Source organism: Rhodothermales bacterium, assembly GCA_039944855.1.
Taxonomy (GTDB): domain Bacteria; phylum Bacteroidota; class Rhodothermia; order Rhodothermales; family JANQRZ01; genus JBBSMX01.
The window spans coordinates 184,087-198,388 of sequence record JBDUXZ010000020.1 but is presented as its reverse complement, the minus strand read 5'-3'; the positions used below and the strand labels follow the sequence as shown (position 1 = coordinate 198,388).

The 14,302-nt window shown below is 64.1% G+C and carries 11 protein-coding genes and 2 tRNA genes; 3 read left to right on the top strand and 10 right to left on the bottom strand.

Annotation, left to right across the window (positions count from 1 at the left end; all coding sequences use genetic code 11):
* Nucleotide 1 precedes the first annotated feature (1 nt).
* The 3 genes from ABJF88_09935 to ABJF88_09925 all read right to left on the bottom strand — a co-directional run bounded on the left by ABJF88_09935 (nucleotide 2) and on the right by ABJF88_09925 (nucleotide 4,180).
* Nucleotides 2–1,144 (bottom strand): glycosyltransferase, encoded by a 1,143-nt coding sequence (locus ABJF88_09935; protein ID MEP0547238.1) that lies wholly within the window; start codon nucleotides 1,142–1,144, stop codon nucleotides 2–4.
* Between the two features lie 61 nt (nucleotides 1,145–1,205).
* Nucleotides 1,206–2,483: an acetyl-CoA hydrolase/transferase C-terminal domain-containing protein gene (locus tag ABJF88_09930; GenBank protein ID MEP0547237.1), complete on the bottom strand. Its 1,278-nt coding sequence runs from the start codon at nucleotides 2,481–2,483 to the stop codon at nucleotides 1,206–1,208.
* A gap of 104 nt (nucleotides 2,484–2,587) precedes the next feature.
* Nucleotides 2,588–4,180 carry a peptide ligase PGM1-related protein gene (locus ABJF88_09925; protein MEP0547236.1) on the bottom strand — a complete coding sequence of 531 codons (1,593 nt, stop codon included), beginning with the start codon at nucleotides 4,178–4,180 and terminating at the stop codon, nucleotides 2,588–2,590.
* A 342-nt stretch (nucleotides 4,181–4,522) separates the two neighbouring features.
* Here ABJF88_09925 and ABJF88_09920 point away from each other — a divergent pair, with 342 nt between their 5' ends.
* Nucleotides 4,523–5,176 (top strand): porin family protein, encoded by a 654-nt coding sequence (locus ABJF88_09920; protein MEP0547235.1) that lies wholly within the window; start codon nucleotides 4,523–4,525, stop codon nucleotides 5,174–5,176.
* Between the two features lie 664 nt (nucleotides 5,177–5,840).
* Here the strand turns inward: ABJF88_09920 and mnmG are convergent.
* The 5 genes from mnmG to rpmH all read right to left on the bottom strand — a co-directional run bounded on the left by mnmG (nucleotide 5,841) and on the right by rpmH (nucleotide 11,902).
* Nucleotides 5,841–7,775: a tRNA uridine-5-carboxymethylaminomethyl(34) synthesis enzyme MnmG gene (mnmG, locus tag ABJF88_09915; protein MEP0547234.1), complete on the bottom strand. Its 1,935-nt coding sequence runs from the start codon at nucleotides 7,773–7,775 to the stop codon at nucleotides 5,841–5,843.
* Nucleotides 7,776–7,862: 87 nt separating this feature from the next.
* Entirely contained in the window at nucleotides 7,863–9,278 is a 1,416-nt protein-coding gene (mnmE, locus tag ABJF88_09910; protein MEP0547233.1) for a tRNA uridine-5-carboxymethylaminomethyl(34) synthesis GTPase MnmE, read from the bottom strand.
* A gap of 75 nt (nucleotides 9,279–9,353) precedes the next feature.
* Complete coding sequence (yidC, locus tag ABJF88_09905; protein ID MEP0547232.1) at nucleotides 9,354–11,174, bottom strand: membrane protein insertase YidC; 1,821 nt, start codon at nucleotides 11,172–11,174, stop codon at nucleotides 9,354–9,356.
* A 111-nt stretch (nucleotides 11,175–11,285) separates the two neighbouring features.
* Nucleotides 11,286–11,726, bottom strand: a complete 441-nt coding sequence (locus ABJF88_09900) for a ribonuclease P protein component (protein ID MEP0547231.1) — start codon at nucleotides 11,724–11,726, stop codon at nucleotides 11,286–11,288.
* Between the two features lie 20 nt (nucleotides 11,727–11,746).
* The gene (gene rpmH / locus ABJF88_09895) at nucleotides 11,747–11,902 is read right to left on the bottom strand and encodes a 50S ribosomal protein L34 (GenBank protein MEP0547230.1); all 156 of its coding nucleotides are present in this window, start codon (nucleotides 11,900–11,902) and stop codon (nucleotides 11,747–11,749) included.
* Nucleotides 11,903–12,106: 204 nt separating this feature from the next.
* Here rpmH and ABJF88_09890 point away from each other — a divergent pair.
* Both ABJF88_09890 and ABJF88_09885 read left to right on the top strand, forming a co-directional pair.
* A tRNA-Gly gene (locus ABJF88_09890) sits at nucleotides 12,107–12,182 on the top strand.
* 41 nt (nucleotides 12,183–12,223) lie between these two features.
* Nucleotides 12,224–12,298, top strand: a tRNA-Val gene (locus ABJF88_09885).
* Between the two features lie 185 nt (nucleotides 12,299–12,483).
* Here the strand turns inward: ABJF88_09885 and ABJF88_09880 are convergent.
* Both ABJF88_09880 and ABJF88_09875 read right to left on the bottom strand, forming a co-directional pair.
* Nucleotides 12,484–13,785: an SDR family NAD(P)-dependent oxidoreductase gene (locus ABJF88_09880; protein ID MEP0547229.1), complete on the bottom strand. Its 1,302-nt coding sequence runs from the start codon at nucleotides 13,783–13,785 to the stop codon at nucleotides 12,484–12,486.
* Nucleotides 13,786–13,859: 74 nt separating this feature from the next.
* Nucleotides 13,860–14,255 (bottom strand): Rid family hydrolase, encoded by a 396-nt coding sequence (locus ABJF88_09875; GenBank protein MEP0547228.1) that lies wholly within the window; start codon nucleotides 14,253–14,255, stop codon nucleotides 13,860–13,862.
* Nucleotides 14,256–14,302 lie beyond the last annotated feature (47 nt).

The window sequence follows — 14,302 nt, the reverse complement described above, 5'->3', positions numbered from 1 at the left end:
GCTACGCTGGGGTCTTCAGCCGCGCCTCGACGAACGCGAGCACGCGCGCGGCGCGTTCGTCCCACGTCTGCACGTTCGCCCTCGCCGCCGCCGCGAGCCGGCGCTGGAGGGCGTCGTCCGACAGGAGATCGCGGAGGGCAGCGATGGCGGAGCCAACGTCGTCGGGGGGGAGGAGGCGGGCGGACACTCCGTCGGCCAGCACTTCGGTGAGGTCGCGCGTGGCGGGGCCGAGGATGGGTCGCTCCGTCGCCATGTAGAGGAACGTCTTCATCGGCAGCACGGTGTTGCCGACGGCTTCGAGCGGGCCGCGCGTCGGGGGAATGAGGAGTACGTCGGCGGCGTAGAGGTACGGCACCGTCTCCGAGAACCGCTGCCACGCCACAACGGTCACATTCCCCATCGCAGCGGCGCGGCGCTCCACCGGCCCCTCGCCCTTCGACCCGACGAGGACGAATTGCACGCCAGACAGGGCTTCGGCGAGATCGAGCACGAGGCCGAGCCCTTTGTCGAGCGAGATGTGCCCGGCATACGTGACCGTCGGCCGGTCGGGAGGCAGGCCCGTTTGCGCTCGCGCCTCCGCTCGGCTGAGGATGGGCTCGATCCGGGCTGGATCGTACCCGTTGTGCGCGACGAGCAACTGGTCGTCGGTCGCGCCGATCCGCCGGTAGCTCTCGGCAGCGAGGTCGGAGTGGAGCACGGCACCGAGGAAACGCGGGTGCTCGAACATCCGGCGGAACGAGGGGGCGCTACGCGGGCGCTGGTCCGGCCACGGACGGTACGTCTCATAAACGACGGGCGCGCGTCCCCAGCGCAGTGCGGCGTGGACGGTCGGGAGGTTGCGGGTGTAGAGCACGTCGGCCGCACTCGCCGATTGGCTGCGCACCGCAGCGGCACCGTGCACCACCTTTTCGAGCCCGCGAAACGTGGGAACCGCACCCCGAATCGGCGCGACGGCGAAGCTCGGCGTGACCTCGTAAAACTGGGCGAGAACCTCGGGCGTCGGGGGAGGGCGCCACGCGTGGGCAGGCATGAGTACCTCCACCACCGCGCCGCACCGGCCGAGCGCGGAGACCGTCGCCATCAGCTGCTCTGCGTCCGTCGCAGTGCGCGGCAAGAGTTGGTCAGTGGCGTAGGCGATGTGCATGCGAGACGGGGCGGCGTGACGTCGGAAGCTACGCCGCTCGTCATCCGTCCCGCATGAATCCTCAGTCCGGCAGGTGCTTGAACCGCTCGATGGCAGCTTCTTCGAGCGCCTCGCGGTGCGCCGGGTCCGCGATGCTGATGAGCGCACGGGCTCGCTCGCGGAGGCTCTTCCCGTAGAGGTTCGCCACGCCGTACTCGGTAACGACGTAGTGGACGTGCGCCCGCGTCGTCACCACGCCGCCGCCGGGGTGGAGCATCGCTGTGATCCGCGTGTGGCCCTTGTTTGTCGTCGAGGGGAGAGCGATGATCGGCTTGCCGCCGGGCGAGAGCGAGGCGCCACGGATGAAGTCCATCTGTCCACCGACGCCGGAGAACATCCGCGTTCCAATCGAATCGGCCACGACCTGCCCGGTGAGATCCACTTCGATGGCGCTGTTGATGGCCGTCACCTTCGGATTGCGGCGGATGACGGCGGTGTCGTTGACGTAGTCCGCGCCTAGCATCACCACCTGCGGGTTGTCATCGACGAAGTCGTAGAGCTTGCGCGTGCCCATGAGGAACGAGGAGACCAGCTTGCCGGGGTGCACGCGCTTCTTCGCGCCCGTCACCACGCCGCGTTCGACGAGGTCGATCACGCCGTCGGAGAACATCTCCGTGTGGATGCCGAGGTCGCGGTGGCTCGTCAGCGCGGCGAGCACGGCGTCGGGGATCGCGCCGATGCCCATCTGCAGCGTGGCGCCGTCCTCGACGAGCCCGGCGCAGTGGCGGCCGATGGCGATTTCGGCGTCGGACAGTTCGGGCCGGGCGTGCTCGGGGAGCGGGTAGTCCACCTCGACGGCGTAGTCGATGTCGTCCACGTGCACGAAGCCGTCGCCGTGCGTGCGCGGCATGTTCGGGTTGATCTCGGCGATGACGAGCGGGGCCTGCTTCACGGCTTCGTGGGAGGCGTCCACTGACACGCCGAGCGTGCAGAAGCCGTGGGAGTCCGGCGGGGAGACCTGCACGAGGGCCACGTCGAGGGGGAGGATGCCGTGCTTGAACAGGTTCGGGACCTCGCTGAGGAAGACGGGGATGTAGTCGGCTTCGCCGTTCGCGATTGCGTCGCGCACGTTCGCCCCGATGAAGAACGCCCGCGTGCGGAAGCTCGTCCCTAGCTCCGGCGCGGCGTAGGGCGCGGGGCCTTCCGTGTGGAGGTGGACGACCTCGACGCTGCGGAGCTCCGAGGCGCGCGCCGTCATGGCCTCGATTAGCCTTTGCGGCGCGGCGACCGCGGTGTGGATGAAGACGCGGTCGCGGGACTTGATGACGGAGACGGCTTCGGCGGCCTGAACGATGCGCATAGCGAACGGAAGAGTCGGGTGGGAAAGTGGGGCGTGCTGCATCCCCTACGGGCACGGAAAGTATCGTCCCTCCGCGTCGGCCCTGTGCCGGGGAATCCCTTCCATTACGGCGGGGCGTTCCCGCTCGTCTCCAGGTCGAGCACGCGGACCGTGTCGTCGTAGTACCGCCGGGCCGTCTCCGGGCTGTCGCCGATGCACAGCACGCCGAGCTTCCCGAACTCCGAGAGCGCGCCGATGAGGTGGAACACGACGCCCTGTTGCATCGCCCCGTGGAAGTGGAGGCCATGGTAGACCGCGATCTCGACGAGGTCGCGCGGGATCAACCCACGGTAGCGCTCACTCACGAGGTTGTCGGAGGCGTAGTAGTAACGGGGTTGATCGTCGAGGGTGAGGAAGCACCCGGTGTCCGCATCGTAGTGCCCGTCCGTGAGAAACTCCAACATGAGGTAGGGATGCGTTGTCCCTCCCTTGCGGAGATTGATCTCGATAGCGTAATGGTCCCATCCCTCTTGGCTCTCGACAGAGACAAAGTCCACACTGAAGCGTCCTAAGGCCCCTCGGCGCGCTAGAATTTCTGCAACGCGGCACCCATAGTGTTGAACCTCCATCCTGTAGGGTTCGGCAGCGGGGAAGGTGCAGCCGAGGAAAACCTGTCCCGTCGGCCCGCCGAGAACCTGGTCGTGCGTCGAGATCACGACGGGTTTGTGCAGCGGGTCCACGCGGCACTGCGCCGAAGGGGAGGCTTTCACGGCACCCTCTACGAATAGCTCCACGACGCCGCCCATCTCCTCGAAGGCGCTCCCGTATCGTTCTATCGTTTCGCTGGCGGCCTCGAAACGAAGCCGTTCTGGGAGCCGATCCTGTACCCACGCGTGGAGCGCGGCCCCCTCTGGCGCATCGTCGCCGTACGTGAAGACGGCATTGCCCTCGCCGCTGAACCCTTCGTCCAGCTTTACCACCGCGCGTCGGAGTGCAGGGTGCCGGCGTTTCAATTCCGTCAGTGCGTCTGTCACATCGGCTAGGTCTCGGAGGTTTTCGAACCCGTCGGGGAAGGGGATCCCCGCTTCCCGAAAAACCTCGCGGCTCCCACTCTTCGTTCCGAGGTGATGGAGGTCGGGGTCGCAGGCGTATAGCGGGATGCCGAGCCGGACAGCGAGCGTTCGCTCCCTCTCCGTTGCGTTGAAGCAGGTGAGGTGTGCCGCGCTGGGGTCTACGATACCGTGACGGATCCGCTGAATCAGGCGGGGCCGGTCGAGCACTTTTTGCGCGAGCGGAATCGGCGATGCGTCGTGGCATGCCCAGAAGGTGAGTCGTTCTTGCGCATGCACGCTCGGCACGCCGGGGAGAAGCTGGAGGTAATAGTCGATGATGCCGGGGGCGATGGGCTCGCTCGTGATGAAGATCAGCCGCGTCCGCGGCATGCGGAGCAGCATGAGCGTGAAGAGCATTCGCTCTTCGTAATGATTCACCCCAGATATCTTTTTCAACTCCTCCGGCGGCAACGAGAGGCTTGGGATGACGACGACGGTCCGTGCCCTGTGTGGATCGGGGAAGACCTCTTGGAACTGTTTCGGGAACGCCTCCTGCAACTGCGCGAATCGTTGCCGTTCCGACGGTGAGCCGGGTCGCGGCCACTCAGTAATGAGTTTTTGCACCCCGACGTTGAGGCACTCAAGGGAGATGTGAGGCCGTAGCATGGTCGGCAAGGCAAGGTGGGAAAGGCAGAAACCACTATGAAAACAACATAGTCCCTCCGCATCTTGGGCCTCGCCCTCTGCTCCCCTCTCCCGGTGTCGGTCAATCCCCTACAGCGTTTCTCCCCTTAGAGACGCTACCCCCGGTCATTTTGCTAGCCGTGTGTGCCGTCGGCGACGCAGTCAGGTGCGTTTTTTTGACTTACTCGTTTCGGCCTTCTCCAGTACCCTTGTGCTATCCAAGCGCGCATCCACCATTCACGCTCTGTTTTCTCACATAGCCACGTCTGCGACTCGCCTCTTCCTCCCTGGCGATGACGCAAAGCGCACGCCTCCCGTTCTCCTATGATTTGCCGCTTCCTGACGTTCTGCTTCGCGTTCTTAGCATTCACCTCGGTCAGTGAGGCTCAGGATGTGGTAGGGTTTCGTATCGGCCTGAGCGTAGCTAACATCGGTGGCGACATTCGTGCTGAAGACGATTTCGGGTCTCGCGTAGGTTTCGCCGCTGGCCTGTTCGGTACGATCCCGCTTCGTCACAGCCTTTCGGTGCAGCCCGAGCTCCTTTATGCGCAGAAGGGCTTCACCACGGAGCGTGCCGCTGTCGCCATTGCCGACGAGCCTGGCGATGGAGATCTCGTTTCCGCACGCTTGGAACTGACTTACCTCGATGTGCCCGTTCTCATCAAGTACACCCTCTCATTCACATCGCAAGCGTCTCTGTCCTTCTATTTGGGTCCGACGATCAGCTTCGAGTTGTCAGAGCGCATCGTGATCGATGGGCTTCAAGGGTCTCAGGAATCTGATCAGTTTGGATCGCCGGAGTACGGGTTCACATTAGGGAGTGATATTACAGGCTCCCTCGCTGGAACGGAAGGTCTCGTTGGAGTCCGATACAATCGGGGGCTTGGTAACGTGCTAAATCGAGAGGTAAGCGGATCTGAAAGTAGAAGCATCTACAATCAGTCGTTTGTCCTGTTTGTAGGGGTTCATCTACGTTGACAGGGTACTCATCCTTTACGGTTTGCTCCTCGCTAGTGTCTATAAACCTCTACGATGACCTTCTCCTCGAAGTCGTCCCGAGCCCTTGTGTCCGCCAGTGGCGTCGTAACGATCTCTACTCCTTCGTGGACCTTCGTCAGGTCGGCGATCTCCTGATGTAAGTCTCCACCTTTTAAACAGATCAATCCGGGTCGCCACACGTGTAGGCTTCCGACAGCGTGCTCGGTCGCAACACGTTCGTGCCACTCCCACAACGTTATCAGCGGCGCTGTTGCACGTGAAACACTATGGGTCGCGCTTCCCTCCCACGCTTCTGCTCGTCCGTGCCACGTCTCGACATTTTGGAGGCTTAGGCGCCGTGCCATGGTCTCGACAGCTTGGATCTTCTTGCGCACAGCGTCGACGAGCACAAATTTGGTCTGAGGGAAAAGGATGGCTAGCGGCAATCCGGGCATTCCGCCTCCTGTCCCCCAGTCAACAACCCGGGCCTGCGGGGGGAATGACTTAGTGGCAAGTGTGAGGCTGTGCTCGATGTGCCGACCCCAAAAGGCTCGAGCACTCGCGGCTGAGTAGAGATTGATTTTCGAGTTCAGCGATTGCGCCAGAGAAGAGAGATGCTCGAGTTGTCGCCGTTGGTCGGCCGTAATGAATGGAGGTGATGAACTCATTTCGAAGGAGTCGCGCGGGGCGTTTCACGTGAAACGGAATTGGGGGGAGAGGGTAGTCGGCCACTCTTGAGTAAGATCATCAGCGCAGAGATGTCAGCAGGACTGACGCCGCTGATGCGTGAGGCCTGACCGAGGGTGTCGGGGCGGATGCGCTTCAGCTTCTCTCGTGCTTCGAGGGTGATGCTGTCAATGGCATCGTAGATGGCATCCGAGGGAAGGCGCCACGATTCCATTCGGTGCATCTTCTCTACCATCTCTAATTCTCGGTCAAGGTATCCTGCATACTTCAAAATCGTCTCGGCGCTATGGAGGAGGGAGTCGGCGCTTTCGAAGGGGGGGGCGAGTGTCTCGTGGCCCGTAGCGCGGAGCAACGCATCAAGTTGCACCTGGGGCCGGGTTACGAGCCGCGCGAGACGCACGGGCTCGGCGATGGGAGTCGTGCCTACGTGTTCCAGGTAGCCGTTCACATCGTGCGGTGCCACGGTAGTGGCTTGAAGGTTTTCGAGGGTAGCGTCGAGAGCCTGCTGCTTGCGCTGGAGTCGATCCCTCCGTGACGCCGAAGCAAGACCAAGCTCGTAGCCGAGCGGAGTCAACCGTTGATCAGCATTGTCCTGGCGGAGAAGCAGGCGGTGTTCAGCGCGCGAAGTAAACATCCGGTATGGTTCATCGGTGCCTTTCGCGACCAGGTCATCGACGAGCACGCCGATGTAGGCTTGAGAGCGCTGCAACACAATCGGCTCGGCCTCTCGCAGTCGCTGAACGGCGTTGATGCCGGCGAGCAGCCCCTGCGCTGCCGCTTCCTCGTACCCCGTGGTTCCGTTGATCTGTCCTGCAAAGAACAACCCTTCGACTCGCTTCGTTTCGAGGCTATAGCGGAGTTGATGCGGCGGGAAATAGTCGTACTCGATCGCGTATCCCGGCCGAAGCATATGGACGCGCTCCATCCCTGCGACCTGGCGAAGCGCAGCTAGCTGGACCTCTTCCGGCAATGAAGTAGAAAAACCGTTGACGTAAATCTCGTACGTGTTCAACCCCTCAGGCTCTAGGAAGAGTTGGTGCTGGTCCTTGTCAGCGAAGCGGTCAATTTTGTCTTCGATCGACGGGCAGTATCGGGGGCCCTGTCCCTGAATGCGACCGGCGAACATGGGACTCTGGTCGAACCCCGTGCGAAGGAGTTCATGGACCTTCGGGTTCGTGTAGGTCAGCCAGCAAGACCGCTGTTCTGCCGGGAGGCGATCCGTCATGTAGGAAAAGGGGACGAGTTCATCGTCCCCTTTTTGCTCACTGAGCCCGGTGTAGTCGATCGTGCGGCCGTCGACTCGTGGTGGTGTCCCCGTTTTTAAACGGCCGACTTCGAAACCGAGTCGTTCGAGGCTCGCACTGATACCCGTAGCGGCGCGCTCCCCTGCACGCCCCCCCCCATGCTGTCGTTCACCGATGTGGATAGTCCCATTGAGAAACGTGCCGCTTGTGAGAATGACTGAGCGAGCATGGAAGGTCTGCCCCGTCTGCGTTCTGACGCCCGTCACGCGTCCGTCGTCGACGAGGACATCGGTCACCATATCCTGACGAAAGCGCAACGCAGGGGTAGACTCCAACTCCTCGCGGACGGCGAGAGAGTAGGCCGTGCGGTCACTCTGAGCGCGCGGGCTCCAAACCGCGGGTCCTTTGCTCCGGTTCAGCATCCGGAACTGGATGCCCGTACGATCGGTGACGCGTCCCATAAGTCCGCCGAGCGCATCGATCTCACGGACGATCTGCCCTTTCCCGATCCCTCCGATGGCGGGATTACACGACATGCGCCCGAGCGCTTCGATGCTCATCGTAATGAGCAACGTCCGGGCCCCCATTCGGCCGGCAGCGTGCGCAGCTTCCGCTCCCGCATGTCCACCGCCCACCACGATCACGTCATACGAATCAATTTCAGCCATAACGTTGCAGCGTTAAAGACGTATTGGAGATGAATTTCCTAACTTTAAAAAAGAGGACTACGGCGTGTTTCACCGTGAAACGAGAACTCACTTCCCAATACAGAACTGAGAGAAAATGGTGCCCAGCACGTCCTCGTTCGTGATCTCCCCGGTGATGGATCCCAACTCGACCAAGGCAGCGCGGAGGTCGAGCGCGAGTGTGTCGCCACCGAACCCCGAGTTCAAAACCGACTTCGCATTCTCCACGGCATCAAGCGCGCGCGCCAGGTGCTGGCGATGGCGCTGGTTGACGACGACCGGAGAGGCTTCGGGAGTTGTGAGGTCGGCTGTGACGGTGTTGACCAGCCACGAACGGAGAGGGTGCAACAGAGCGGGGTCGCTCGCCGCGTTCACGGCCGAAAGCGAGAGCGTCGGGAGCGGGCTAGATAGAGCAGTGACCGTACCGGCGAGATCCTCTTTGTTATTGACCAGCAATACGGGCAGGCTCGGCCGAGACGAGCGGGTGTTCGCCTCATCGTGTTTCACGGTGAAACGTTCGAGCCAGGCCCGCTCTTCATCGTCGAGGCCTCGAGTGGAGTCGACGACGTAGAGCAGGGCGTCACTGTGGTCGATGGCGGAATAGGCACGGCGCACCCCTTCCGCCTCGATGAGGTCGGCGGCATCGCGGAGGCCGGCCGTGTCTACGAACCGGAACGTCAGACCGCCCAACTCCGCTTCCGCTTCGATCTCGTCACGCGTGGTGCCGGGCTCGGGGCTGACAATCGCCCGGTCGCGTCCAACGAGGACGTTGAGGAGCGTGGACTTACCCGCGTTCGGACGGCCGCCGATCACGACACGCACGCCGTCTCGGATGAGCGCTCCGTATCGGTATGAGCCGAGCAACTGCGTGAGTAGCGTTTCCGTCCGGTCGAGCAAGCCCACCAAGCGCGCCTTGTCGGCGAACTCGACGTCTTCCTCAGCGAAGTCGAGTTCGAGTTCGACGAGCGCGCATGTTTGTAGCAGCTCCTGTCGGACGTCGGCGACGGCGGCGGAGTAGTGCCCCTGCAAGTGGTTGAGCGAGACACGGTGCGCGAGCGACGATTGCGCGTGGATCAGGTCGGCAACAGCTTCGGCCTGCGCGAGATCGAGCTTTCCGTTGAGGAACGCGCGCTCGGTGAACTCGCCAGGGCGAGCGAGACGTGCACCTGCATCGAGCAGCGACTGGAGGACGAGCTGCGGGGCCACGTCGCCACCGTGGCAAGTCACTTCCACCACGTCCTCTCCCGTCGCCGAGCGGGGAGCGAGGAACAGCGTCACGACGACCTGGTCGATCCGATCCCCTGCGGGCGTCGTGAAGAACCCGACGTGTGCCGTGTGGCTGTCTTGCTCCCGGAGGTCCTTCGCGTCGAAGAGCCGGTCGGCGAGGGGCACCGCTTCAGGGCCGGAGACACGCACAATCGCGAGCGCAGCGCGGCCCCGCGCCGTGGCGATGGCGGCTATCGTTTCGCTGTCGGAGCGCGGCATGGGCGCATCGTGAGAGGGGAGGCCACCGCGCAGCGAGGGAAGACGTTCGGCGTTCGGTGGCGCCTGCGTCAGTGACTACGGCTTCGTGCCTTTCGGGCGGCGGGAGCGCTTGCCGGAAGCCTGTCCGTTTTGCCGAGCGCGGCCGTTCCGGCCCGTCTTACCCTTTCCCTTGTCCGCTTCAACGTTGTCCTCGCCCGACTCCACCGACTTGTTGATCATCCGCTGCTGGACGATGCTGAGCACGTTGAACGTCAGGTAATAGAGGCTGAGCCCTGAAGCGAGCCGGTTGAAGACGACGAACAGGATGCCAGGCAGGAAGTACATCATGATCTTCGCCTGCGCCCCACTCGTCGAAGCGGGCATCGCCACCTTCATCTGCACGATCATCGCGAGCCCCATGATGAGCGTGAAGCCCGCAACGAAATTGCCGTAGAACGGGATTTCGAACGGGAGGTTGAGGATGGGGTCCGGCGCTGAGAGGTCGTGCGCCCACAGGAACTGCTCCTGCCGGATCACGATCGAGTTCTGGAAATAGCGCCAGAGCGCGATAATGATCGGGTACTGGAGCAGAAGCGGGAGGCAGCCCGCGAGCGGGTTCACGCCCGTCTCACGGTACATCTTCATCATCGCCTCCTGCTGCTTCTGCGGGTCGTCAGCGTACTTCTCCTTGATGACGTCCATCTTCGGCTGCAGCTCCCGCATCCGGGCCGTGTTCTTGTACGACACCTTCGTGAGCGGGTAGAGCAGCATCTTCACGGCGAAGGCGAAGAGGATGATGACGAGCCCGTAGTTCGGGAGGATCGACCCGAGAAAACGGAACGAGGGCGAGATGATGTACTGCGCGATCGGCCGCGTGATGAACGAGCCGAAACCGTAGTCCACCACGTCGTAGAGCCCGGCGTCGTACGCCCCGATCCGGTCGAACTCCATCGGGCCGATGTAGAACCGATACGTGTCGGCCTCGCCGCGCGGGGGCGGCATGAGGAGGCGGATCGCGAAGTCCTCGGCGAACTCCGCGTCGCCGACCTCGCCAAACCGTTCGCCTTCGATCTCAGCCCCTTCCGTCGCTTCGTCGGGGAGGATGACGGCGATGAAATACTTGTCCTTGACGGCGACCCAGTCCACGTTCCCGTTGAGCCGCTGCGAGCCGCTCGCGTCCTTCATCAGGTCGATGGCCTCGACTTCGCCGCCGCTCCGGGCGTAGGCTCCGGACGCTGCCGCTTCTTGGCTTCCGCCGGCCTCGGCGAAGGGGATGCCGCCGTCCCATACCACTTCGTACCCGCCCGAACTGGTCAGGATGTCGGTGCCCACCTCTTCGACGCGCATCCCGACCTCGTACGAATCGGGCGTAAACGTGTAGACCTGCCGGAGCGTGCCGCCGGGCACGGCCACTTCGAACACAAGCTCACGCGGTTCCTCGCTGACAACGAGCGAGTCGCCCTCGAAGCCTGGCGTCTCGTAGTAGAGCGAGCGGGTATCGACGTACTGCCCCTGCGGCGGGGTGAAGGCGAGCGCGAGCGCGCCGTTCTCCGACGACACCATCTCGACGGGCTCGTTCTGCTCCCCGGCGACGTCGTAGTCGACGAGTTTGTACGACTGCAGCGTCGCGCCCTTCGTCGAAAACTGCGCGCGATAGAGCCCGTTCGAGACCGTGACCAGTTCCTCGCTCCCCTGCGACGCCGCGGCGAACGAGGAATCGAGCGGGAAGCGCTGCGCCTGTTGCGGGCCGATGACTGCAGGCTCCTCCGCTTCCAGTGATTCAGTCGCGACCGGAGCGTCTTGCGGCGGTTCGGCCGGAGGCTGGGGGCTGAAATAGACGAGCCACACCCCCATGATCATCGTGATAAGCACGATCCCGATGACGGTGCTGCGGTCGAGCCCTGGTTCCTGATTCAAAATCCCTCGCTAACAAGTGCGCGTGGTGCGCATCGAAAAACCTCTGGAGAATCGGGCGCGATACGGCCCCTCAAAATGGCTGTTCCGCTCGCCCGGAAAGTTCACGCGCCCTCACTCCGCTGGTGCATCGGCGTGCGCGAAGGCACCCTCGATTTTGCGGAGCGCCGCAGGGAGGTCCCGCGCGATAGCGCCCGCCGCGCCGTCCGGTTTCCCGCGGTAGAGAAACATCAGCGTCAGCGTGTTGGGCCGGGACGCGAAGAGGTCGGACAGCGCGTGCCGGTGGACGCGGAAATGCTCGCGCATCACCCGCTTGATCCGGTTGCGCACCGGCTTCGAGCCGATCTGCCGGCCGGTCGTGAAACCGGCTTGGAGCGGGACGCGCTGCCCGACATCGTCGTGTGGTGCGAGACGGTAGCGTACGACGAGGCCGCCCGAACGGACCGACCGAACCTCGCTCTGGTCGCGGTCGAAGAGCGCGCGGATGAGGCGCTGCCGCTTGAGGCGGAGGGAGCGGGGGAGGGTGTTCCGGCGGGCGTGGTCGTCGGCGGGCATCGGGGCGCGCGGGCCGGGGCCTACTTGCCCGGCTTCGCGTCGCTGATGGTGAGGCGCTTGCGGCCTTTGGCGCGGCGTCGGGCCAGGAGCTTGCGGCCGTTCTTGGTGGCCATCCGTGCGCGGTATCCGTGCTTGTTGGCGCGCTTGCGGCGGCTCGGCTGATACGTTCTTTTCATGACAACTTTCGAGCGTTGGGCGAGGCAGAAGACTAAGTTGGACACGCCGCCGCACGAGCCGGGCGTAGAGCCGTAGCAGTGGGGCGGGCAGAGCGTAGAAATATAGGTCAAGGTGCTAGCTGAGGGGGCCGCTCGGGTTGACTTTCGCAGAGAATGCGATTAAGTTGGTCGTCCTTTCGCGGGGGTGCTGCCCCCGTTTCGCAGGCGGGAATAGCTCAGTTGGTAGAGCATCAGCTTCCCAAGCTGAGGGTCGCGGGTTCGAATCCCGTTTCCCGCTCCAGGTGGCGAGCGACCATCGCGTCGCTCGCCACTCCCGTTTCCGGGCGGTTAGCTCAGTTGGTTTAGAGCACCTCGTTTACACCGAGGGGGTCGGGGGTTCGAGTCCCTCACTGCCCACAGGCGCGCGGGTTGCGGGGGCTCTCGCAGCCAGATGTGTGTGAAAGGAAGCACATCGCCCTGACTCAGCGGGGCAGTCGGACCAACGCGTTGCCGAGACCGGTCAGATACGCCGGGCCGTCATCGGGCGAAAGGATCACGCCGGTGATGAATCCCGGACCGGGTTCCCAGAGATCCTATCTCATTCAGGCTGGCTCCAGGTCGCCGAGGTAGCGGAGGGTCCCGTGGGGCCGGTCGAGCGTGAAGTCGGCCGTGCCGGAGACCTCACCCGAGCCCGCCCGGCCGGCATAGGCGCCCGTCCCGCTCTCGACGCGCCACGACCCCGTCACCTCGGCGGTGGCCGGGTTGGCGAGGTTTACCGTCGCGTCGCCGATGAGGACGAGGGTTCCCTTCTCGCCCGTGACCGTCCGGCGGAACGTCGCCACCATCGGATTGGCCCCCTCTGCACTGGACACGTCTAGGGTGTCCTCCGTGCGGCCCGTGTCCGAGATCGCACCGGACGCTTCGAACGTCCCGGCGAAGGTGCGCGGCCCCGTGGCAGACTGCTCGAAGACGAACGTGACGCGGCCGTCGTCCTGACCGTTCGTGCCGGGTGCCGAGACGGCCAGCGTCGCGAACTCGGCCATGCCCATCGATTCGAGCAATCCGGCGTCGAGCGGGTCAAGGACGGCGTTCCGTTCGCGGACGCCGAGGTCCATGCCGAGGCACGTGCGGAGCGGGCGCGTACCCGGCGCCATCGCAATGAGATCGGCAATCGCGTCCACAACGATTGCGGGGTCGGTCGGGACGTCGGGGTCGGTGAAGAAACCCTGGAAGGCTTCGCCCATCCCCGCGAACGTCTCGTGGACGACGGCCGGGTAGGTCGCCGTGCGGTCGTCCGCGTCCTCGGGCGCTACGAGGTTCGGGAACAACTCCGTTTCGAACGGCCCCGGCTCCACGATCACGACGTCTACGCCCGACGAAGCGAGCTCGCCACGGAGGGCCTGCGTGTAGCCCTCGAGCCCCCACTTCGAGGCGTGGTAGATCCCGAAGAACGGAATTGCCGCGCGCCCGGCCGTCGAGCTGATGTTGACGACGAGGCCCGACCCCGCCTTCCGCATCGCGGGCAGGAAGGCCCGGTGGACGCGGTGCACGCCGACGACGTTGACGTCGAGCTGGTGCGCGAGTTCGCTGGAGGTGAACGCTTCGGTGAAGCCGCCAAACATCTGCCCGGCGTTGTTGACGACGACGTCGGCCGCGCCGGATTCGTCGTGTACGGTCGCCGCGGCGGCGTCCACGGAGGCGTCGGAGGTCACGTCGAGGTCGAGGATGCGGAGGTCGAGGTTCTCGGCGCCCGCGAGGTCGCTGAGGGAGTGGGCGGCCTCGGCGTTCTTGCCGTCGGGCGCCCGCATCGTAGCATAGACGCGGTCGCCGCCGCGGGCGAGCTTTAGGGCGAGGTCGTAGCCGAAGCCGGAGCTGCAGCCGGTGATGACGATGGTCTGGTTCATGGTTCTGGGGGGGTGTGTGCGAAAGGGAGGGTGGGTGGAAGGGAGAAGGCGAGTGGTAGCGGCGCACGTGCGCCTCACGCTCCGGACTTGTGTGCCTCGATCTCGATCTCGATCAGGAATTCGGGCAGGGCGAGCCCTTTCACCTCGAGCCAGCTTCCGGTCGGGAACTGCTCGGTGTAGACCGTGCCTCGGTACGAGGCTGCTTCGAGAAACCGAGCCATGTCCGTCGTGAAGACGTTCTCGACGACGACGTCGGCGAACGTGCAGCCGTAGTGCTCCAGAACCTTGCGCAGATCGGCGTAGACGTTCCGCATCTGCTGCTCCAGGTCGCCGACGGCGGTCGGATTCCCCTCGTCGTCCATGCTGACCGCGCCGGAGACCTTGATATCATCGCCGATCCGCACGGCGTGCGCGTAGCCGTAGGCCTTTTCGACGTCCGGTCGCAGGTGGAAGTAGTCCGGTTTGCTCATGGTATTTCGTCTGATAAATGGGTGGGCGGCGATACTCTGACCGAGCT

Coding starts and splice junctions, on each gene's coding strand:
- ABJF88_09880 (MEP0547229.1), bottom strand. CDS start 13,785: ATGAACCAGACCATCGTCATCACCGGCTGCAGCTCCGGCTTCGGCTAC.
- rpmH (MEP0547230.1), bottom strand. CDS start 11,902: ATGAAAAGAACGTATCAGCCGAGCCGCCGCAAGCGCGCCAACAAGCAC.
- ABJF88_09930 (MEP0547237.1), bottom strand. CDS start 2,483: ATGCGCATCGTTCAGGCCGCCGAAGCCGTCTCCGTCATCAAGTCCCGC.
- ABJF88_09925 (MEP0547236.1), bottom strand. CDS start 4,180: ATGCTACGGCCTCACATCTCCCTTGAGTGCCTCAACGTCGGGGTGCAA.
- ABJF88_09875 (MEP0547228.1), bottom strand. CDS start 14,255: ATGAGCAAACCGGACTACTTCCACCTGCGACCGGACGTCGAAAAGGCC.
- mnmE (MEP0547233.1), bottom strand. CDS start 9,278: ATGCCGCGCTCCGACAGCGAAACGATAGCCGCCATCGCCACGGCGCGG.
- ABJF88_09920 (MEP0547235.1), top strand. CDS start 4,523: ATGATTTGCCGCTTCCTGACGTTCTGCTTCGCGTTCTTAGCATTCACC.
- ABJF88_09900 (MEP0547231.1), bottom strand. CDS start 11,726: ATGCCCGCCGACGACCACGCCCGCCGGAACACCCTCCCCCGCTCCCTC.
- mnmG (MEP0547234.1), bottom strand. CDS start 7,775: ATGGCTGAAATTGATTCGTATGACGTGATCGTGGTGGGCGGTGGACAT.
- ABJF88_09935 (MEP0547238.1), bottom strand. CDS start 1,144: ATGCACATCGCCTACGCCACTGACCAACTCTTGCCGCGCACTGCGACG.